Consider the following 20987-nt stretch of genomic DNA (forward strand, 5'->3'; position numbering starts at 1 on the left):
GCGTTAATCGCAGCAAAGGTTATCGAAAATGGATGCAAAAAATCTATTTTATAGCAAACGCATCTCCCAAATAGAAGAATATGCTAATCCGTCAGAAGACAAGAACCAATTTTTTCAAGACTTAATTAAAATTTGCAATGAGCATAACATTGATGCCATTTTTCCAACAGGAACCACGGCTACTAACTATCTTTCCTATTTTAAAAAAGACTTACAAGAACATGTTAAAACCAGTATTCTTGTGGAGAATTATGAAACATTCAGTCAGTTAACTGACAAATGGGAGACTTATAAATTATGCAAAAAAATAGGCATCCCGGTTCCTAAAACTATATTATTTACAAATACCCCAGAAACTCTGGAAGAAATCAAGCAATTAACATTCCCAATTATTGCAAAACCTCGAATTTCTTATGCTTCCTATGGCGTTCTTTTCTTTAACTCTATTGATGAATTTAAAGCTTCCATTGATAAATTAACTGGATACATCGATCCTGGATCTGATATTCATGAACCTTACATTATTCAGGAAGTGATACAAGGTACGTTGCATGACGTTGCCTTATGTGCTTACCAGGGAAATCCAGCCATGATGCTGAGTCAACAAAGAGTCATGACCCTTCGCGATTTTGGAGGCGGTGGAATTATCAATCTTACTACTCATGAACCCGAAATGATGGGCTATGCAAAAAACCTTATTCGCGAACTCCAATGGAATGGACCTGCATTGTTTGATTTCATTAAAACAGCTAAAAACGAGTACTATTTGCTCGAAATTAACCCTAAAATATGGGGAACAACACGGTTAATTGTTGAAGCAGGGATGAATCTTCCGCAAACCATGATTGATTTATTTGTATTAAATAAATCTTTTAATGAAAAAACCGATTATGAAAAAACTTGTTATATAAATGGATGTTTCCAGAATGCGTTGCTGCTTGGTTTTTACAACCATTTACCTTAAAAAGATTTTTTAATCGTATTAAGAAGAGCTTCAACAATTACAATGCATCACGAGTATGCACCAATTTAAGTACTAAAGACTTAAGACATCTCATTGGAATTATTTTAGAAAAAGGTTAATTACTCAAAAGGATTTGAAAACATTAATGATGCTTTATCTGTGCCTCGCCCAAGCACAACTGGAGATCCAACACTATGGTTAAATTTTGTGAGAATCTCTCAGGAACAAGCCGCGGCACGTACGCAGTAGGTGAATTGTCAACAAGCCCCTAATGTTTTAAACTTTATCATGAAGGCAATTCAGACTCATTTTTACCATTACTTTTATAAATTTCCATCACATTCGTCTCTATACCTCGGCAAATATCTCCTAATGGCAAATGGCTAAGCTTTTCAGGTGAGAACGGATTTTGTAGCTCTACCCCAATTTGATCCAAAGAAAACAGTGCATAAGCAACAAGTGCCGTCACTAAAGGGTTTATATAAATAGAATAATCGACAAGAGCGATGGGAAGAATTAATAAAAATAATAAAATAAAACGCCGCGACTTAATTGCCATGACAAAAGGCATTGGAGTTTTTAGTATACGTTCGCAAGCTCCCTGACAATCTATTACGATTTCACGACATTCTTCTGCTTTTAAGAACGAAAATTCATTAATTTTATTTCTTTTACCAGTAAAGAAAGTAAGCCTGCAACTTTATTAGATATGAAATTAGGTTTATGAATGATGTTTGGTAGCTCTTGAAAGGTCACTGGGTCAATCAAATGTTCTACCTCTTTAATTGACTCATCCATTCGTAAATTATTTTTCATTAAATAAGGAATGGCTGCAATATATCCCATCAGATGCTGTATAGATTGTTTTTCCGTTGATGACACATAATTAGCAGTTATTATGGCTAAATTTCGACTGCTATTGACTACACTACCCCAAAGCTTTCGTGCCTCCCACCATCGATCATAACCAGCATTAATACGAAAAACCAAAATCAAGCCCATGACAAGCCCTGCATACTCAAAGGGACTTATTGGAATAGCAAGCCAAGGGATAAATAAACTTAACAACGATATAAAGCATGCGTAAAGAGTCGTAACTAAAACTTGCTTTAATACTTTAGGCGTTACAGAGCCATGAATAGCAAGAGCGGAAGCGAGAAAATCCGGGTATTCGTACTGATTAACTATTTTTTATTATCTTTCATACATAATCAAAAAAATTAGATGAAATAAATAATAAATTTAAAAATAAAATAAAACAATTCATAAACTACTACATATTACGCAAATAGGCATATTTTTTCTCAAACCTCCATGCCCTCCTTATCCAGATTTTCTGCTCCCGCTCATGGAGCAGGCAACTACATTTCCTATAACCTCTCTTTTATTTTTAGCCAATAGAGGCAAAGTTACAGCCACTCAAAACAACTAATTTTCACGTATGACTTGCTGATGATTTAACTTGTATTTAACCCCAGTATGCCTACACACTGTTTCAGCTATTCCTTGCAATGGTAAATCCAGCTGCTCACCAAATTCACTCATCCAGCCTATTTGTCGAGCCGGGACACCCACCATCAGCGCATAAGCAGGAACATCCCGGTTAACAACTGCCCCTGCACCAATAAATGCATATTCACCGATAGTAACTCCACAAACAATGGTACAATTGGCCCCGAGTGTTACACCTCGCTTAACCAACGTATTACGATACTCATCTTTTCGGGATACCGCAGAACGTGGATTATAAACATTGGTAAATACCATACTGGGGCCACAAAAAACATCATCTTGCAACGTGACATTATCGTAAACAGAGACGTTATTTTGAATCTTGACGTTATGACCTATGGTGACTCGATTGCCAACATATACATTTTGACCAAGACTACAACGTTCCCCGATTTTTGCACCACCGCTGATGTGCACCCAGTGCCAAATACGCGTACCGGCACCGATCTGCGCTCCTTCATCAATAATAGCCGTTTCATGCGCTTGATAAATGGTCATTACAACTCCAATGGCAAATGCACGGTGTGATTATCACGGGCTGCTCGATAAGCAGCAATCAGTAACTCCAATGAAGTCAATCCTTCCCGTCCATCAACCAATGGCTCAGCCGTTCCTTGAAGGCTGTTAATGACGTTGTCATAATACAATGGATGACCAAATCCATACACCGACGTTGTCTGGTAGCTTGCTGCTTTTATTTGTTCATCTTCTGGCTGTTTATCTGCAAATTCCCAGTGTTGTATTTCATTCACGGCAAGGCCACCAATACGGACCGTGCCTTTTTCACCAAGAATCGTAATAGAGCCTTCCAGATTTTTAGGATAAGTCAGCATCGTTACGTTAACGGATCCCATGGCTCCATTCCGCCAACGGATATTCATGACGCCTGAATCTTCGGCTTGGATTTTTCTTGCCAACGTTCCCATCATGGCTTGCACGGATTGAACGGGACCCAATAACCAGTGAATCAAATCAATATAATGGCTTGCCTGATTCATAAATGAACCACCATCTAATTCCCAAGTGCCACGCCAGCCGCCACCTTGATCGTAATAATCTTGCGGCCTTGTCCAAAACACATTGATATTGACCATGTATATTTTACCGAATCGCTCTTGCACAATGGCATTCTTAAGCAATTGCAAGGTTGCATTCAATCGGTTTTGTTTAACGACAAACAGACGAACACCCGCTTCATCACAGGCACGTACCATTCGCAAACCATCCTGCCAGCGAGTTGCCATGGGTTTTTCCGTAATGACATGGCGACCAGATTCGGCTATTTTGATGGCCTGCAGGGGATGTATTCCGCTGGGAGTGCAAAGAGAAACGATGTCTGCATTGCAATGCCTTAACAAATCATCAATATTATTATAACCGTCAACCCCATACTCCTGACTTGCTGCCAGCATGGCTTCCTCTCGAGTATCACACACTGCAGTTAAGGTTAAGCGGTCTTGATGCTGCTGAATAGCCTGCAAATGGTTTTTTGAAATTCGGCCACAGCCAACCAGAGCAATATTGATTTTACGATCTTGTATGAACCAAGGAGCTTTATTCATCATTTAGGCACTCACAATATTATCCTGTTTAAACTGCTTAAAGGCACCGCGCGTATCAATAATCAATTTGGCATGTCGAGCAATCATCGCATAATCAAAAGCACGATGAGCAGTTGCTAACACCACACAATCATACTGACTGATGACTGTTTCGCTCAATGCAACGCTATGCAAATCAAAATGGTGGGCGCGCATGGCAGGAAAAACAGGTACGTGTGGATCAGAATAGGAAACGGTTGCTCCCTTGGCCTGTAACAGTTCCATAATTTCTATGGAAGGAGATTCCCGCATGTCGTCAACGTCTCGTTTATAAGCAATGCCTAAGACCAATATCTTACTGTTTTTTATTGCTCGTTCTTTTAGGTTCAAGGAATCAGCAACTTTATTGACCACCCATGTCGGCATACTGCTATTAATTTCTCCTGCCAGTTCAATAAACCGAGTATGCAACCCGTATTCACGCGCCTTCCAGGTAAGATAAAATGGATCAATAGGAATGCAATGACCGCCAATTCCAGGCCCAGGATAATAGGGAACAAAACCAAATGGTTTGGTTGCAGCGGCATCAATCACTTCATGGATATCAATACCCATCTTGTCCGCAAGTACTTTCATTTCATTGACTAGGCCAATATTGACCGAACGATGAATGTTCTCAAGCAGTTTGGTCATTTCAGCCACTTTTGTTGAAGAGACACAAACCACTTTATCAATAACCGCTGAGTAAAGAACCTGGCCGGCCTTGGAACAATGTTCCGTATCGCCACCACATACTTTTGGAATCGTTGCCGTTGTAAAATGCAGATTACCTGGATCTTCCCTTTCCGGGGAGTAAACTAAAAATACATCTTTACCAATCTGTAAGCCAGTGCTTTCTATTCGAGGTTTCAACTCTTCTTCGGTGGTGCCTGGGTAGGTGGTGCTTTCTAATGAAATAACTTGCCCGGCACGCAAATACGGTACTAAAGCCTCTGTGGTTTCCAAAACATAACTTAAATCCGGTTCGCGATACTTATCAAGCGGTGTGGGTACGCATAAAATGATGGCATCGGCTTCGGCACTCTTAGAAAAATCCGATGTTGCGTGAATACGGCTTTTGACTTTAGCTATCTGCTCGGAGGAAATATGCTGAATATAGGATCGCCCCTGATTTAATTGTTCATTTTTGCGCTCGTCCACATCGATGCCAATAACGCGATAACCTACTTCGGCAAATCGCAACATCAATGGTAATCCCACATATCCCAAGCCGACAATGCCAATGATCGCTTCTTTATTGTTTATTCTTGCCACGAGGTTATTCAACATCATTGCTACACCTTGTCCATGATTTATCAATTATTATTTATTTCAATTTTAACCACTTACAAGGCTTGTTAAAGTTTCTCTTGCAGAGAAAAATAATAAGCCTTGTCTCATGTTTCAATGAGCATCCAGCTTTGTTCCTGATCCTTCAGACAAACTTAATCATATCTTAGGCAATTGCCATTTCCTTGCTTAATACTTCTTGCAACGCTTCACAAATTTGCTTTTGATCTTCCAACGTTAAGTAAGGATGCATTGGAATGCTCATCACCCGTCTTGCTGCAGCTTCCGTATTAGGAAATGATTGTTTTTCCGGATAAAGCTCTTTGAAAATAGGTTGCTCATGCAAGCCCAGTGGATAATGAACCGCGGTAGGAATTCCTTTTTCATGCAATGCTTGTTGCACCTGGTCACGGTTAGCGACTTCTACCGTATACTGAGCATAGACACTAAGATTATGACTCTTAGTCAATGGCTTTTTGATGGCCGTTGGCAATAACCGTTGGTATTGCTGTGCGACTTTTTGCCGAAGCTGAATTTCTTCAGGAAAAATTTCCAATTTCTCTAGCAAGATTGCAGCTTGAATAGTATCCAGACGCCCATTAATACCCAAACGGGTATGATAATACCGTTTGGATTGCCCATGAGTACGAATTTCATTCATCCGCTGTGCCAATTCACTGTCGTTAGTAAAACAAGCACCGCCATCGCCATAGCATCCTAAAGGCTTAGAAGGAAAGAAACTGGTGCAGCCAATGGTTGTTAATCCGCAGGACGGCTGCCCTTTGTAAGTTGCACCAAAACTTTGGGCTGCGTCTTCAATAACGGGAAGATTGTACCGTTTCGCAATGGTATTAATTTCATCGAAATCGGCACATTGACCGTATAAACTAACAGGCATAATGGCTTTGGTTTTCTCATTGATGGCGGCTTCGATGCTGGCAACATTGATGTTGTAGGTTTCTTTATCAATATCGACAAATACAGGTTTTGCTCCCAAAAGCGCAATGACTTCGGCTGTAGCAAAAAAGCTAAATGGCGTGGTGATCACTTCATCACCGGCCTTAATTCCCAAGGCCATTAAAGCAATGAGCAAAGCATCCGTTCCACTGGCAACTGCCAAGGCATGTTTCACACCGACAAATCGAGCTAATGCGTTCTCAAGCTCAACAATTTCCGGCCCCATGATGTAAGAGCCATGATTTAACACCGTTTTAAAACGGTGCAGCAGTCGCTCTTCAATCCGATCTGATTGTGCTTTCAAGTCAATGAACTGCATAATATTCCTCAAAATTATTTTTTATTTCAGGAACATAGCGAGCATGGATGTTCATGCAACGCTTGATAGTATCCATATTTTTTATCCATTCGACAGTTTTCTTTAATTCACCAGACAACAAACGTATGCTTAATCAACACTGAAAATTCCAAATGGACATTACAACACCTACGGCGACATTATAAACTCTGCCTGATTTACCGCGCAATGCATAGGCGCATAATCCTGCGGCTATGCTCTCCACTTTATCATGGTGAACAACTCGCTCTAAAAGCTGGCAGGATACTAACAAGCCTATGGAAATTAGTCAAATTTAAGACAAAATTCATTTCCGCATTTCCATTAAAAAATATATATTTTCTAATGGGTTAAATTACATTTTCCAACATAGTTGCATTATTTTTTACCACCCAACGTTTACTGTCATTAACATTTAAAATCAACCCAATCAACATGAATGATTGCTCTCATAAACTTCAAATGTCATTCATAATTACTGCAAAACTGTAAATTTGACGATATACTTCCCAGACGCGTAAAAAAAGGAACATTGCATGCCCCTTAAGGTCATGTATAACAGCATTGCTAGCCGCTATTCCACTGCCAACCGCTTTGGCGCCATCAGTGAAAGTCATAAATGCGCCATTGCACAAATAACCAAGGCTCATTTAGGAATCAAACCCCATTACAAGGTCCTTGATCTTGGAGTAGGAAATGGCGCTTTTCTAAAACAGCTTAAACATTACATGCCAATGGCTGAATTTACGGGCATCGACATCTCACCCGCCATGCTGAAGCAAGCCCGTGCAGCACTTGAATTAACCACCATTGAAACCAGCGCTACGGAAGCTAGCCATTATCTGCCCCATCATAGTCAAGACTTGGTGCTTGCCCATTTTATAAACGCCTACATACCCATTAATAAATTATTTAATCAAGCCAAGCTCCTCACCCGTGCAAATGGACATTTCTCATTAATTACGACCACCTATGAATCTTTTCCAGTCGCACAACAGCAATTAGCGGATTTTGTTTCCAGAGAGTCCATACTTAGCCGCATCGTTGGCCATTATTATAAAGCCATCGTCAAAAATACGACGGTTGCTGCTGGTGAAGATGAATTACTGCACGCATTGACCCAACATCAGTTTCAAATTGTGAACCATCAACGAATTCGCATTCCTATTGAAATAAATAATATTGATGAGTTGGTATTGTTTGGAATAGAGGGCACTTGGTTTTTAAACAGCTTATCGATTCGGATATTACCAAAAAACTTTTTGCTTCAGCGGTTAAAGCGTTTATTTAGTAAAATTTTTACTTTCCCTTATCGGGATACCCATATCATCGATGTTGTGCTGGCAAAAAATAGACCGCAAGAGGTCTAATAACGAAAGCCATTGTTTTATCTGAATACTTATTAAAGTCCCAGATTATCTCGTTTAAAAACTCGGTCGGCTCGATAACTAGAACGAACAAATGGACCTGACGCCACTTCAAAAAACCCTTTTTGCAAACCAATATCACGCAATGCAGAAAATTGTTCTGGCGTTACGTAGCGCGCGACTGGTAAATGATTTTTGGTCGGTTGCAAATATTGCCCTAATGTTAATATATCAACCTGATGAGCACGCAAATCATCCATCGTTTGAATGATTTCTTCATCGGTTTCACCCAAGCCAAGCATTAGGCTAGTTTTGGTTAAAACATCTGGACGATATTGTTTGGCATAGGAAAGAACGTTTATGGTTTGCCAATATCCCGCACGATTATCTCGTACGGGGTGGGTTAAACGCTCAACCGTTTCAACATTTTGAGCAAACACATCCACTCCGCTATCTAATAGCACAGCAACATCATCCAATTTTCCCTGAAAATCTGGCGTCAATGCCTCAACTTTAGTGTGTGGACAACGATGCTTAATGGCACGGATGGATTCAGCGTAATGTTTTGCCCCACCATCGGGCAAATCATCACGATTTACAGAAGTTAAAACCACATAATCCAAATTCATTAAAGAGACCGTTCGTGCAGTATTTTCAGGCTCTTTTTGATCAAGCCAGCCATGAGGATTACCGGTATCTACTGCACAAAAACGGCAAGCTCGTGTACAGACATCCCCCATCAGCATAATGGTCGCTGTTCCATGAGACCAACATTCAGCGATGTTTGGACATTTTGCTTCTTCACAAACAGTGGCCAATCGATGCTCTTTAACACGTTCTTTTACTTGATTATAGGCTGGCGTTGTTTGGTTAACGATCCGCAGCCATTTGGGTTTTGGCAAACGCTCATAGGGCAAGTCGGCAGTCTTGACCCCATCCTTAATAGCCACGATGCCTTGTTTTGTTTTATATTTCTGGCCGCTTTCAATAACAATTGGGATATCCGTTAGTTTACTCATGCTGATACCTGTTGATTCGATGGCCTATGTTCCCAAATCAAACTCTTGGGATCAAGCTCATTTATTAAGGCTGGAAAAATTTCAGCGTCCATATCGTTGTTGCAAACGCACGATGATCCACCCACCCAGCAGAGAAATTACAAGAACCATACTGGATAAAGAAAGGCTGGCTAATAACGTTGGATAAATAACCAATAACCCGGCAATCATCAATAAAATAAGACAGGCGGCAACGCTGAGCTTATGATAAAGAGAAGCCAGACGCCCAGACCGACTTAAAAAAATATAGAACGCAAGAAACAACACTAAGGGCAATGCATAAAATAGATGATACACGAGATAGTAAAAGAGTCGCCCTGCCATGGTGAGCGTTTGGCTTGACAACCATTGCTCAAATATCAATGCTACATTTAACGCGCACGTTTGTTGATAAATTTGCACCAGAATAGCCGTTAGAAAAACAGATACATAATGTAATCTTGCAGGCCGAGTTTCATCATTAAAACGCAATTTACGATAAAAATACACAATATACAGCAGCAATAAAAAACCTACGATCACCGCAGGCCCTCTCATCCATGGTATCACCTGATAATAATATATGGCATTGACTTGTCTTATCCAATGAATAACAACCAACGAAACAATAAAAATACAACCTGTGGCAAGTTGCGACTGATATCTTGGATATAACCACAAAAAAGCAAGAAATGCTGCCAGACTAAAAACAGCACAAGGAGTGATGGCATCCATGAAGGCAGCCATTGGAATAAACTGCGCTGCTGACTGTATCATATTTTTATTAAGATTAAATTGGTTGGCAGCCCCCCATTCTCGCAACACATTCACCGTACGCGGGGTTAACTGGCCATCCTGCTGAATATGTTTACGACAGTAATTCAGCGCGTGCATTAATGTTTTTCCGGACGTTTCCGCTTCAGCAAACCCTGCCCAGCGTGAATCGCAGAAAAAAAAGGCTGGAACCGAAAAATCATTTGAATTTTGTTGCTGCAAACGTTCATGAAACAACGTCAGTGCGTTTTTATCCTGATTGATGAAATAGCGATGAACAGCAAGCCAAGGATTGTTCTTTTCCATGTTGCGAAAAAATTCATTGGCCTTCTGACAATGCGGGCAAGTTGACGTCAAAAACAAGTCCACATTAATTTGAACCTCTTCCTTCTCTTTCTCAAACCAATAATTTGATTGAGAATCCGTGAAAACAAGCGACGCATTGAGAAGAAGAAATAACCCCAATAATGTTTTAACGGCAGCGCGCATCCTTGTTCCTATATGATTTATATAAAATAATTTCGCCCATCAGGATCGTACATGTATAAAATTATGCCTCACGCAATTTCTCATGTCTTGCCAATCGTTCCCTTTGTATGAGCAGTAAATTACGAGAGTAAATAAAAACACCCGTTGACTGTCCCAAAATAAAGACTGGATCACGTTTATAAATAGAATACGTCAATAAGGTAATACCACCCAAAAGACTTAAGTACCAAAATGCAACAGGTATCACACTTCGCTTTTCTTTTTCACTCACGAGCCATTGCACGATAAAGCGAGCAGAAAAAACAGCTTGTCCCAAAAGACCTATACCAAGCCAAATATATTCAACATTCATGATCACATACCTCCGGAGTACATGGGCGCTTCAATAACCATCGCATGCCAATTAAATCATGTATCCCAACAAATAAGCGATTCATGACTCCATATTTTGATACTCCATGGCAACGCGGACGATGATTGACTTTAACATTAATTAATTTAAATCCGGCACGTTTAAACAAAGCCGGTAAAAACCGATGCATATGATTAAAATGAGGTAAACTTAAAAACGTCTCGCGTGGAAAAACCTTCAAACTGCAGCCCGTGTCAGGACACTCATCATTAAGCAACCAGCGCCGGATGCCATTACCAATTCGTGAGGAAAGCTTGCGTAAATAATTGTCATCGCGTTTCTGGCGGTTGCCTAACACAACACTGTGAGTGTCCGGCAACTGTTCAATGAGACGCGGAATATCAGCAGGATCATTTTGACCATCCCCATCCATAGTCACCAATAATCGATAACGAGCGGCACGCGCACCCGTTAATAATGCCGCACTTTGCCCATAATTATTTTTATGACAAAGCAAGCGTAAATGTTCTTGAGTTTTTGCCAAAGCTCGCAAACGTTCTCTGGTACCGTCTGTGCTTCCATCATCAACAAAAATAACTTCAAATCGATACCCAGTGGCAGACAAAACACTCGCTATTTCATTATACAAGCGTTCCACATTGTCTGTTTCGTTATAAACCGGAATAACAATAGATAATTCAACGGGAAAATCAACTGACATCCTTTAATACCTAACATCGCTAAAAATTTATACATTATATACTCATTATCATTGAAAATGCGAGATTTTAGGCGACAGGTATTTCATCGTCATTAATGCAAGCATTTAACGATTTTTTATCAACGCTGGTAAATGGATTAAAACATTTCTATGCCGCAACCAGCAAAGCAATAATCCCACTTCCACAAGAGCAAGATAACTGGCAGCCAAGACGTCACTTAAATAATGATTGGTCAATAAAATCCTAGAGATAGCTACCGTCAAACCACTTGCAATAAATGCATACCCATAGCGAGGAAATAAAATGCTCAAACCATACACCAGTGCCATAATCGTGGTACTGTGTCCAGAAGGGAAAGACCAAAAGGAAGCGTGTGTTTTCAAACCGTAGAAACCATATAATCCATCATAAAACAACAATTCAGGACGGGCTCGACCAAGCGCGGCTTTTATTAAAAGACAAATCACGCTGGGAATAACCACACACAACCACAGAAACCAAGCCTGGGCTTCCCAATGAGGTTGACGATAAACATAACGAAACACCAAGGCCAGTATAAAAAGAGATATAAAATAAATACCGCCCAATCCTATATTGGTAATCCATTTTAAAAATGGCCAATGAGCCGTAAGATCAAGATCATAGAAAAAAAATGCGGTGGGTTGATCAAAATATAAAAAGGACAAAATAATAAATCCCCAGTAAGCTGCCGCAACCCATGGCTTTGTCAATGTTGACAATAATCGATCAAATGGCTTCATAAAATAGATTCTCCTCATCAGGCATGGATAACTTCAATCTGAATTCTTTTTTATCAATATAAGCTTAATCCACTTCCCTTTGCTGTAATTATACCCATTGACATACCCAAGAATAGTAAAAGGCATCTGTTCTGCAATGGGAACCATATCATGTTCACTGATTAATAAAACAGAATTTTTATTACGTTTCATGTTGGCCAAGGCTGTCTCTCCATCCGTGAATAGGACGTGCTTGGTATTTAAATAAAACACAAGTCCAGGCTCAGAAAACCCAACCACCAGCAAAGGATTTTCCTCAGAAATATTATCCCTGTTTATCAATTGCGCCACATTGTAAGAAATCCACAACGGTTTTAATTGCGGTAATAGCATGGAAAATGTTAATGGAAAAGTAATTAATGCCGTTAATAACACAAAAAAACTTGCTTTAGAATAAGCGCCTTTCCAGGCAAAACGAACACAAACAACCCCTAATCCTCCAACCCCTATAAATAAGGCAATGGCCGACGTGGTAAAGTACCCTAACAAAAGATAAGGCAATATTAATAAGCCAGCTGCCAGCCCTATGGTCAATAATCCCCATAAAAATTGCAGTGTATGCAACCATTTTCCAGGCTTTTCTGACCTCTGCTCAATAGCCAGTGCCAACAGTAAGGCGATAGCCGGAAACGTCGGCAAAACATACTGCGGCAATTTGGTTGGCATGATTTCGAAAAAATCCAGGTCGGTAGAATCCAGGCTATTAAGAATCGTACGATTTTTTGCTGCCTTTGCTTGTATGCATAGACAACTCCTTGCCATAAAAACAAAGACGCAGGCCAAAATGTTAGCGGTAAAATAGCCAAATGAAACAATGGTGGTTTACCATGAGACTCATGCCCTCCCTGTAATTTGGGCAATAAATCCTTGTGCACCATTTGCAAGAGATAGTTACTGTGCTCTGCCGCATTCACGAGGAAAAGCCATGCAAGACTTAATATAAGAAACAACAGTAAACCACAGAAAATACGCAACTCCCGCAACCAGTCCAATCGCCGTTCAAGCAGACAGAGGGTGGCAACCGATAAGACACCAACCAAAGGGGTTACACCTTTTAAGACAAATCCATAAGCCATGGCCATCCAAAAAATCAATGCCCAACCCCAATGTACGGCTTTATGATTTAATCCTTTTGAATAAATTATCCATAAAGCGCCCTGCATTAACACGACCGAAGACAATAAAGAAGCATCAATAACCGCCATATGCGTCTCAACCACAAGCAATAGTGATGAAGCAAGAAATGCAGACGCCAATAATGCCGTTCGTTCATTTACAAAGCGACGCGAGAAAAAAAAGGCAAACCATACCGATAATAAAGCACCAATCACCGAAGGAATACGATAAGGCCAAATGCTTGAACGCTCTCCATCACTGAATAACTGCACAAAAACCGCTTGCAACCAATTGATTCCAGGTGGTTTTTGAAATCGAGTTTTATCCTGGAAACGAATCTGAAAATACTCACCAGTCTGTATCATTTGTCGGGTTGCTTGGGAAAAATGCGCCTCATCACGCTCAACAACCGGTAAATTTGAAATCCCAGGTAAAAACAATAATAAAGAAAATAAACCAAGCAATAGATAGGGATTGATTCTTGTCAACTTGCGGTCTCATAAGAATTAAAATCGCATCCTATTAAAACTGGACATGAAATTCTAGTATTAAATGGTCGCATATCCTAAAATGAGCATAAAGCAGCCGTTCTTTGTCCGTTTGTTCAGAAATCATCATGAGACCTACATGCCAACATTAACCTTGATTCAAAAAATTGCTGTCTGGGCAATTCCTGTCTTGCTCGCCATTACCCTCCACGAAGCAGCTCATGCCTGGGTGGCAAGTCGATTTGGCGATACCACCGCCAAAAAGCTTGGACGATTAAGCATTAACCCTCTGCATCATATCGATTTAGTAGGGACCATATTAGTTCCACTCTTTGTTGGCATTTTAACAAAATTTAATTTTGTTTTTGGCTGGGCCAAACCAGTGCCAATTGACTGGGACCAATTACGCAACCCAAGGCGTGATATGATCTTTGTATCTCTTGCAGGACCAATCACCAATTTAATCATGGCATTCTTCTGGGCAGCTTGTTTTAAATTGGCATGGATGCTTAATCCTCAATTTTCCTTAAGTGCACTGTTTCTAATGCTTGCCTCTCAGGCCGGAATCATCATCAACCTAATCCTGGCTTTTTTCAATCTACTTCCTGTGCCACCGCTGGATGGCAGTCGAATTGTAGCCTGCGTACTAAGTCCTGCCCAAGCCGCAGTCTATTTACGACTGGAGCGCTTTGGATTTTTAATTATGCTCATATTACTTATCACAGGTATACTAGGCTGGCTGCTTAACCCTCTGCTTATTTGGTCTCTTTATTTTATCAAGTATTTGTTTAATTTATGAAAATTTTGGCCGACGCTGCATTACCTAATTTACACCAATGGTTTACAGAGCCTTTCACACTGGCCACTTATAAAAATCAACAAGAATTGTTTGATTTAGTCACGCACCAGGATATTTTGCTTTGTCGTTCTACCATTCAGGTTAATGAAACACTTTTAAGCAATAGCACCATTCATTGTGTTGCGACAGCAACCAGCGGCACTGATCATATTGACTTAGACTATTTAAAAAAACGGAACATCCGCTTGTTAGATGCCAAAGGATGCAATGCCAATGCCGTTGCTGACTATGTAACAGCTTCCCTTGCCTTTTTGCAGCAACATAGGCTGCTTAAAGGCAACAAAGCAGGCATCATTGGTGTTGGAGAAGTAGGAAAGCGAGTCATAAAGCGCCTGGCAGCAGCAGGGTTTGAGGTATTGCTCTACGATCCGCCAAAAACCATGCTTGATCCTCAATTGCAATGCATTTCAAAAGCAGAATTACTATCCTGTGATTTACTTTGCATTCACGCCAACCTACATAACTCCCTGCCTTATCCCAGCAAAAATCTGCTGGATGAGGACTTTTTCTCTGCGATATCATCAGGCATGGCTATTATTAATGCGGCACGAGGCGGCATTGTTAACGAACAAGCCCTGCTCACCACGCAAAAATCAATCATTTATTGCACAGACGTCTATCTTGCAGAACCTGATATTAATCCTGAAATTATTAATTTTGCAACACTCTGCACCCCTCACATCGCAGGTCATAGTATCGAAGCAAAACGCGCAGCCGTGATTAAAATCGCTCAACAACTTTATCATGATTACGGCTTGCCTATCACATCGACGCTCATTCCTGTTCCGTCCAAGCCACTGTTATCCAATAAGAGCAGCTGGCAGGATTGCATTCTTTCATTATATAACCCCAGCATCGACACTCATATTTTAAAATCAGCAATAGACAAAAGGCAGGCTTTTTTGGCGCAACGCCAAGCCCATCAACATCGCCACGATTTTTGCTATTATGATGGTAATCAGTTGAGTCTTCAGAAAAAAATGCTGCTTGGATTGGCATAAATTAACACAATCTTAATCATTGTGGTATAATATAGCCCAAATACCTACTTGGCTCAGAGGTAAGGCATGGTAGATGCTTTAAAAAATGAACGGTTTCGTGCACAATTCCTGGCCTGGCGTGGTGTAAACATTGCCGGGGAAGAAGATTATCTAGCAGCAGCCATTTTAATCAGTAATTATACGGAACAAAAAAAACTTACCGATATTCAAAAGGGACTCGCCAGTGCAAATTCACCAGATTATATTTCTTTGGGTCAAAAACGTTTACAAGGCGCTCTTCTCTTCGCAAAATTAGCGGTGGAAGACTACAGAAACTGGGGAATTAGTCGGGAAGAAAAAGCCTTGCTTGCGGTGATAGCAACTGACTTGGGTCATCTATATACAGATCCAACCAATGCCCCAAAAACCAGACTTGATAACGTTTCTACCAACATTTCCTTATGGCTGGAACGCTTCGCCCTGAATAGCAAAAACAAAACTCAGGCAAAAAATTTATGCCATTCTTTGTATACAGCGTTAAAAATAACTGAACTTCGTAACCGTACACTCGATGATGCTTTAAAAAATATTCTTAAAACCAGCTATGGCATTAATGTCAACGAAATGCAAGCCACGTTGCAAATACTTCTGGACAAAATTGCGGATGTGAGCACAAACCTTGAAGAACTGTTGAGAAGACAGGAAGAAGATATTTTATTAGAGCTAAGTCCTCTCATAAAACATTTTAATGGTTCGTATCTTGATATCTTTCAGGCAGACCTTTCAGAGGAAGAGAAACTTGAACAATTACATCAGATGCTTGCAGAAGATGAAACCAATCTTTCTCGCCTCATAACATTTAGAGAAAATCAAGTAAAGCTCGATAAGCAATTACGCCATGCAAGCTTATTGTTAGGAGCCTTCGAAGAAAATGAAAGCCTAACCACAAACAGGAAATATGCTTTAGAATTAGTCACTACTCATAGAGTCAGTTATGATAATCTCATAAAACATTCTGCGCCAGAAGTGAGAAGACGCTGGGAAGAACGACTAGCTAATTTCGAGCATCCCGATCCCTTGAGAAAAATTACCAGCGGTGTGCAATATGGTATAAGCACGCTTGCTTTTCTGCCTATCATCGCATTTCGTGCCTGGGCTCCAAAGACTGTACAAGAAACCGTTCGTCAATACGCTCCCGCCACGGCTGATAGTCAATTTAAAGAAGAACTCATGGCCTTATCACGGGAACGCCAGCTTGATTTAAATAAACGGCTGCAAGCCATAGAAAATGGCATTACGACAGTCACTGCCAGTTTAACCGAACGCCGTGCTGCCAAGGAAGAAATGCTTTCCCTACTTGTAAATATGAGCAGTCCTGCACTAAAACGATTGCATGCGTCCACCAGCACCCTTAAGGCCATGGTCAAAGAATATCAAGAATTACGAGCCATCATGCTCCGAAATCAGCAAAAACTTAATGATATTAAAGCGCTGGATCAGCATATTGATGCATTCGTGGCCAAACATAATGACTTTTTTGTCTGGTTATCCAATCTATTCGCAAAAATATCCTCTATCTTTAAAACCGACACCGCACGCAAAATAGATGAAGTATTGGACATAAAACACGAATTACAATTATTAAAACAACAATATGAGGATGAAATTAATAGAAAACACGCTAACATCACGGACAATTTTCAAATTGCCGAAGAAATAAAAGAAGATTTGGAAACATTATTGCCAGCCAGCGAGCCAGCTCCACCTGCTGGTCTGCGTGTGTATCAGGTTGATAATATACATCATTCATTTAGCCGCATTAAACAGCAACGCCAGCAAATCACCGACACAGAAGATATGCTGAGCCCGTCTATGCTGACATCAACAATGTCAGTATAATTGCAGAATCAAACAAAAGCATACGATATCAGGTGGAACATGAAGAAATACGTTATTGCCTCATTTTATAAATTTGTTGAACTCACAGAATTTGAGTCATTAAAAAAACCCCTCTTACACGTCATGAATACCCACCATCTTTTGGGAACGATTATTCTCGCTCATGAAGGCATTAACGGCAGTGTTGCGGGAACCCGAGATGAGATTGAACACTTATATCATTATTTAAGAAACGATAACCGCTTTCATGATTTATGGTTTAAAGAAACCTACGATGATTTTTTACCATTCGCTAAGGCCAAAATAAAATTCCGTAAAGAAATTGTAACCATGGGAGTTGAAGGCGTTTCGCCGCTACACTCGTCAGGAACTCACGTTTCTCCCGACGATTGGAATCATCTGATTTCTGATCCTAACGTCTTAGTCATCGATACACGTAATGACTACGAAGTCAATCTGGGTACGTTTAAGCATGCAATTAATCCCCATACAGATAATTTCCGTGAGTTTCCTGAGTACGTTAAAACCCATTTAATGGATAAAAAAGATAAAAAAATTGCTATGTTTTGCACGGGAGGTATCCGTTGCGAAAAATCAACGGCTTATCTAAAAGATCTGGGATTTCAAGACGTGTATCAGCTGGATGGAGGGATTTTAAATTACCTGGATAGCATCCCGGAACAGGAATCTTTTTGGGAAGGAACGTGCTTTGTATTTGATGATCGTATTGCCATTGAAAAATAAAAACCAATCACTGGTTGAGCAAATCATTCTATCGTCTTCTTACCCAAGTCGAATCAAGATGAAATGCAGGAAACAATAGAAGAGCTTTTTAAGTTAAAAATAACCCTTATTTTTTATACTATGCTAAATGTTTTTTGATCAAAAATTTAGGATGAACCATGAAAACTGGGTAAAAATCTGGTTTTCTACAAATCCTCAACAATTTATAAATCCAATCATTGCTGAACAACTTCTGACATTAGGAAAAGATAATTCCAAAAAGAAATTTACTCTATTGTTTAGCAGTTCTATTTTAAATGAGGAAGGAAAAAAGCAATTACGCAAGATGCAAACATTCTATCATGACTTACATCAAGAAGATTTTTGCCATATAGAGTTTCTTGACATCGACTCAGATGATTTTATTTCAAAGCTTGATGAAAGTGAGCAAGAATTATTTGGATATGCCCGATTGGAATTGGCAAACTTAGGTCATGGAGGAAACCCTGCCGCAGCTAGTGATATTATACGCCTATTAAGCCCTTGTTATAAACAGGGGAATTATACTGATTTTGACGTGCCCCTATCTTTTGCAGATGGTTTATTTTCCGAAAATGGTTATGAAGAGATCCCTGCCGCTGTTCTTATTCCCATGGTAAGGCATGATGGCCGTTATTGTAATGATGTTATCATCATTGCCTCCGAGGCGAAAGCAACGGAACTTAATTTTATTACGGCATTGCAAGCTGCGATAGTAAAAATGTATCGTGGTGAAGGATTAGAGAATATTTTAAATAATATGCGGATTAAGGGAACGGTCGATGATGAAAAGCAGTTCGTTGAAATGATAGAAAGTACGAAAGGACCGCTAACAGCAAGCAGCCCATTAATTGCTTTAAGAGCTAAAATTATGAACAAAATAACTGATGGAAATTCTCTTGATTTCTGGAAAGAAGCTTATATGCAATCAGTCATGCAGGCAAGTGGGCCAGGAATGTATAAACGGGTAATGTATAATCAACAATTTCCACCTACTTCCGTCGCTTCTTATCTTCAAGTCAAACAATTAAAAACGATGATACAATCACAAATATATGGACAGCAAAATGCTGCTTCATGGGTCCCTCAACGGCCTATGCAAGGACCATAGGTAATAAATGCACAGCGCCCTGAAGATGATACGTTGCTAGCAACACAAAAAGAGCAACCTGTTCAAATTCGCATATAATTTTGTGTATATCTCAGCTCTACACTGATCTTTCACCGCAGTAAGCCTCATCACTAATCATTAACTGCCCTACAATATTCTGATCTGAAAAATCAAATCGTTCATGGCCAATTTGTTGGTATGACTCATGTCCCTTCCCGGCAATTAAAATAATGTCTTGCTTATTGGCAAGACTAATCGCTTTTTGAATGGCTTGTTTGCGATCGGCTATTTTTAACACTGGCGTTGATGGCAACAATCCCTCGCTAATTTCCGCAATAATTTGCAATGGATCTTCTGTACGAGGATTATCACTGGTTATAATAGATAAGTCAGCGTGCTCACTGGCAATACGTCCCATGAGAGGACGTTTGGCCTTGTCCCTATCGCCACCACAGCCAAAGACAACCATTAAACGACCGGATTTCAATTGATTTAGCGTTGAAAGTACATTGTCCAACGCATCTGGTGTATGCGCATAATCAACAATAATGCATGGTTCTTGAGAAATCACTTCCATACGCCCAGGCGCCGCCTGCAAATTAGGCATAATTGCTACCAATTCTGCGGGCTTATACCCATTCGCTAACAAGCTGGCAAACACCGCAAGACTATTATATATATTAAATTGCCCCAACGTCTTAATATGCAGATCATGCAGCCCCCATGGAGAAACAACTTCAAATTCGCTGCCTGTTCTGCTGACTTTTAAGTTTATTGCGCGCACGTCACACTGGGGATGTAATCCATACGTAAGTTTTTGACAGCTTACACTCAATTTTTTAATCATATAAGGTGCATAAGCATCATCTTGGTTGATAATAGCCGACTTAAGAGTAGGCCAGGCAAACAATGCACTTTTTGCCTCAGCGTAAGCTTCCAGCGTGCGATGATAATCAAGATGCTCATGACTTAAATTAGTATAGATAGCATGAGCAAAATCTATTTGTTCTACCCGCTTCTGGCTTAATGCATGGGAGGATACTTCCATACATACCTGATTTACATGTTCGTGTTTATAGGTGTGCAGCAATTGTTGCAAACATAATCCATCGGGTGTGGTATTTGCCAAGGAACTTAATTTCTGTATTTTCCCCTGACCTAATGTCCCAATATAAGCAGACTCTTGACCCAAAAGCTCATACGCTTGTGCTAATTGATAAGCAATGGTTGTTTTACCATTTGTACCCGTCACTCCAGTAACCGTGAGACCTCGTGAGGGATATCCATAAAAAACATTGGCAATGGCAGCCAATTTTTTCCTAACTCCCGAATGGGTAAACAAGGTACGTCTGGCATAGGCAAACAAGCATCAGGCAAACATTCCGGATCATACACAACCGCTACTGCACCGGCCTTAACAGCCTGATGAATATATAATCGGCCATCCGCTGCCGCCCCAGGATAAGCAATGAATAAATAACCGGGTTTTATTTGACGGCTATCATTGTGCAGCCCCAAAACTTCGCAATCCGACGTGAAGTTTGGAAGCCATGAGTTAAGCAGTTTGGCAAGATTCATTATATTATTCTCA

Annotated in this window: 18 protein-coding genes and 2 pseudogenes; 7 read left to right on the forward strand and 13 right to left on the reverse strand. The window is 40.2% G+C overall.

Annotated features, from left to right (window positions below; all coding sequences use genetic code 11):
- The first annotated feature begins 28 nt into the window (after nt 1–28).
- A complete protein-coding gene (locus LOA_RS09395) occupies nt 29–964 on the forward strand; it encodes an ATP-grasp domain-containing protein (RefSeq protein WP_025386112.1) in 936 nt (311 codons plus the stop codon).
- A gap of 286 nt (nt 965–1250) precedes the next feature.
- Here the strand turns inward: LOA_RS09395 and LOA_RS16345 are convergent.
- From LOA_RS16345 to LOA_RS09420, 5 genes and pseudogenes are all read right to left on the reverse strand, one after another.
- Nucleotides 1251–2152 (reverse strand): annotated as a pseudogene (locus LOA_RS16345) (bestrophin family protein).
- 240 nt (nt 2153–2392) lie between these two features.
- A complete protein-coding gene (locus LOA_RS09405; RefSeq protein WP_025386113.1) occupies nt 2393–2974 on the reverse strand; it encodes an acyltransferase in 582 nt (193 codons plus the stop codon).
- On the reverse strand, nt 2974–4041 hold the full coding sequence (locus LOA_RS09410; protein WP_272946929.1) for a Gfo/Idh/MocA family protein: 1068 nt from the start codon (nt 4039–4041) through the stop codon (nt 2974–2976). The genes LOA_RS09405 and LOA_RS09410 overlap by 1 nt, the downstream gene beginning before the upstream one ends.
- Nucleotides 4042–5349: a nucleotide sugar dehydrogenase gene (locus LOA_RS09415; RefSeq protein ID WP_202814059.1), complete on the reverse strand. Its 1308-nt coding sequence runs from the start codon at nt 5347–5349 to the stop codon at nt 4042–4044.
- 163 nt (nt 5350–5512) lie between these two features.
- Nucleotides 5513–6622, reverse strand: coding sequence for a DegT/DnrJ/EryC1/StrS family aminotransferase (locus tag LOA_RS09420; protein ID WP_025386116.1), 1110 nt, complete (start codon nt 6620–6622; stop codon nt 5513–5515).
- A 554-nt stretch (nt 6623–7176) separates the two neighbouring features.
- On the opposite strand from LOA_RS09420, the gene LOA_RS09425 reads away from it, so the two are divergent.
- Nucleotides 7177–8010, forward strand: a complete 834-nt coding sequence (locus LOA_RS09425; RefSeq protein WP_025386117.1) for a class I SAM-dependent methyltransferase — start codon at nt 7177–7179, stop codon at nt 8008–8010.
- Nucleotides 8011–8042: 32 nt separating this feature from the next.
- Here LOA_RS09425 and lipA read toward each other — a convergent pair whose 3' ends face one another.
- The 7 genes from lipA to LOA_RS09460 form a co-directional block, all read right to left on the reverse strand.
- Nucleotides 8043–9026, reverse strand: coding sequence for a lipoyl synthase (gene lipA, locus LOA_RS09430; RefSeq protein ID WP_025386118.1), 984 nt, complete (start codon nt 9024–9026; stop codon nt 8043–8045).
- An 81-nt stretch (nt 9027–9107) separates the two neighbouring features.
- Entirely contained in the window at nt 9108–10307 is a 1200-nt protein-coding gene (locus LOA_RS09435; protein WP_025386119.1) for a thioredoxin domain-containing protein, read from the reverse strand.
- 61 nt (nt 10308–10368) lie between these two features.
- Nucleotides 10369–10659: a lipid-A-disaccharide synthase N-terminal domain-containing protein gene (locus LOA_RS09440; protein ID WP_025386120.1), complete on the reverse strand. Its 291-nt coding sequence runs from the start codon at nt 10657–10659 to the stop codon at nt 10369–10371.
- Entirely contained in the window at nt 10649–11380 is a 732-nt protein-coding gene (locus LOA_RS09445) for a glycosyltransferase family 2 protein (protein ID WP_025386121.1), read from the reverse strand. The genes LOA_RS09440 and LOA_RS09445 overlap by 11 nt, the downstream gene beginning before the upstream one ends.
- 105 nt (nt 11381–11485) lie before the next feature.
- Entirely contained in the window at nt 11486–12142 is a 657-nt protein-coding gene (locus tag LOA_RS09450) for a phosphatase PAP2 family protein (protein WP_025386122.1), read from the reverse strand.
- Nucleotides 12143–12175: 33 nt separating this feature from the next.
- A complete protein-coding gene (locus LOA_RS14730) occupies nt 12176–12745 on the reverse strand; it encodes a hypothetical protein (RefSeq protein WP_025386123.1) in 570 nt (189 codons plus the stop codon).
- Nucleotides 12712–13785, reverse strand: a complete 1074-nt coding sequence (locus LOA_RS09460; RefSeq protein WP_025386124.1) for an ArnT family glycosyltransferase — start codon at nt 13783–13785, stop codon at nt 12712–12714. Before LOA_RS09460 ends, LOA_RS14730 begins: the two co-directional genes overlap by 34 nt.
- 139 nt (nt 13786–13924) lie before the next feature.
- On the opposite strand from LOA_RS09460, the gene LOA_RS09465 reads away from it, so the two are divergent.
- The 5 genes from LOA_RS09465 to LOA_RS09485 all read left to right on the forward strand — a co-directional run bounded on the left by LOA_RS09465 (nt 13925) and on the right by LOA_RS09485 (nt 19396).
- Nucleotides 13925–14584 (forward strand): site-2 protease family protein, encoded by a 660-nt coding sequence (locus LOA_RS09465; protein ID WP_025386125.1) that lies wholly within the window; start codon nt 13925–13927, stop codon nt 14582–14584.
- A complete protein-coding gene (locus tag LOA_RS09470) occupies nt 14581–15645 on the forward strand; it encodes a 4-phosphoerythronate dehydrogenase (RefSeq protein ID WP_025386126.1) in 1065 nt (354 codons plus the stop codon). The genes LOA_RS09465 and LOA_RS09470 overlap by 4 nt, the downstream gene beginning before the upstream one ends.
- A 66-nt stretch (nt 15646–15711) precedes the next feature.
- Nucleotides 15712–17523: a hypothetical protein gene (locus tag LOA_RS09475; RefSeq protein WP_025386127.1), complete on the forward strand. Its 1812-nt coding sequence runs from the start codon at nt 15712–15714 to the stop codon at nt 17521–17523.
- Nucleotides 17524–17562: 39 nt separating this feature from the next.
- Entirely contained in the window at nt 17563–18267 is a 705-nt protein-coding gene (gene trhO / locus LOA_RS09480; protein ID WP_025386128.1) for an oxygen-dependent tRNA uridine(34) hydroxylase TrhO, read from the forward strand.
- 151 nt (nt 18268–18418) lie between these two features.
- Nucleotides 18419–19396: a glycosyltransferase family 88 protein gene (locus tag LOA_RS09485; protein ID WP_158423044.1), complete on the forward strand. Its 978-nt coding sequence runs from the start codon at nt 18419–18421 to the stop codon at nt 19394–19396.
- Between the two features lie 97 nt (nt 19397–19493).
- On the opposite strand, the pseudogene LOA_RS09490 reads toward LOA_RS09485, so the two are convergent.
- Nucleotides 19494–20974, reverse strand: a pseudogene (locus LOA_RS09490) (UDP-N-acetylmuramoyl-L-alanyl-D-glutamate--2,6-diaminopimelate ligase).
- Nucleotides 20975–20987: the final 13 nt, after the last annotated feature.

This window comes from Legionella oakridgensis ATCC 33761 = DSM 21215 (assembly GCF_000512355.1).
In the GTDB taxonomy this organism is placed as follows: Bacteria; Pseudomonadota; Gammaproteobacteria; order Legionellales; family Legionellaceae; genus Legionella_A; species Legionella_A oakridgensis.

Excerpts from the sequence above, each read along its gene's own strand:
- LOA_RS09485 (WP_158423044.1), top strand. The coding sequence starts at position 18,419 with ATGAACCATGAAAACTGGGTAAAAATCTGGTTTTCTACAAATCCTCAA.
- lipA (WP_025386118.1), bottom strand. The coding sequence starts at position 9,026 with ATGAGTAAACTAACGGATATCCCAATTGTTATTGAAAGCGGCCAGAAA.
- LOA_RS09415 (WP_202814059.1), bottom strand. The coding sequence starts at position 5,349 with ATGATGTTGAATAACCTCGTGGCAAGAATAAACAATAAAGAAGCGATC.
- LOA_RS09425 (WP_025386117.1), top strand. The coding sequence starts at position 7,177 with ATGCCCCTTAAGGTCATGTATAACAGCATTGCTAGCCGCTATTCCACT.
- LOA_RS09465 (WP_025386125.1), top strand. The coding sequence starts at position 13,925 with ATGCCAACATTAACCTTGATTCAAAAAATTGCTGTCTGGGCAATTCCT.
- LOA_RS09475 (WP_025386127.1), top strand. The coding sequence starts at position 15,712 with ATGGTAGATGCTTTAAAAAATGAACGGTTTCGTGCACAATTCCTGGCC.
- LOA_RS09440 (WP_025386120.1), bottom strand. The coding sequence starts at position 10,659 with ATGAATGTTGAATATATTTGGCTTGGTATAGGTCTTTTGGGACAAGCT.
- LOA_RS09410 (WP_272946929.1), bottom strand. The coding sequence starts at position 4,041 with ATGATGAATAAAGCTCCTTGGTTCATACAAGATCGTAAAATCAATATT.
- LOA_RS09445 (WP_025386121.1), bottom strand. The coding sequence starts at position 11,380 with ATGTCAGTTGATTTTCCCGTTGAATTATCTATTGTTATTCCGGTTTAT.
- LOA_RS09405 (WP_025386113.1), bottom strand. The coding sequence starts at position 2,974 with ATGACCATTTATCAAGCGCATGAAACGGCTATTATTGATGAAGGAGCG.
- LOA_RS09470 (WP_025386126.1), top strand. The coding sequence starts at position 14,581 with ATGAAAATTTTGGCCGACGCTGCATTACCTAATTTACACCAATGGTTT.
- LOA_RS09435 (WP_025386119.1), bottom strand. The coding sequence starts at position 10,307 with ATGCGCGCTGCCGTTAAAACATTATTGGGGTTATTTCTTCTTCTCAAT.
- trhO (WP_025386128.1), top strand. The coding sequence starts at position 17,563 with ATGAAGAAATACGTTATTGCCTCATTTTATAAATTTGTTGAACTCACA.
- LOA_RS09450 (WP_025386122.1), bottom strand. The coding sequence starts at position 12,142 with ATGAAGCCATTTGATCGATTATTGTCAACATTGACAAAGCCATGGGTT.
- LOA_RS09395 (WP_025386112.1), top strand. The coding sequence starts at position 29 with ATGGATGCAAAAAATCTATTTTATAGCAAACGCATCTCCCAAATAGAA.
- LOA_RS09420 (WP_025386116.1), bottom strand. The coding sequence starts at position 6,622 with ATGCAGTTCATTGACTTGAAAGCACAATCAGATCGGATTGAAGAGCGA.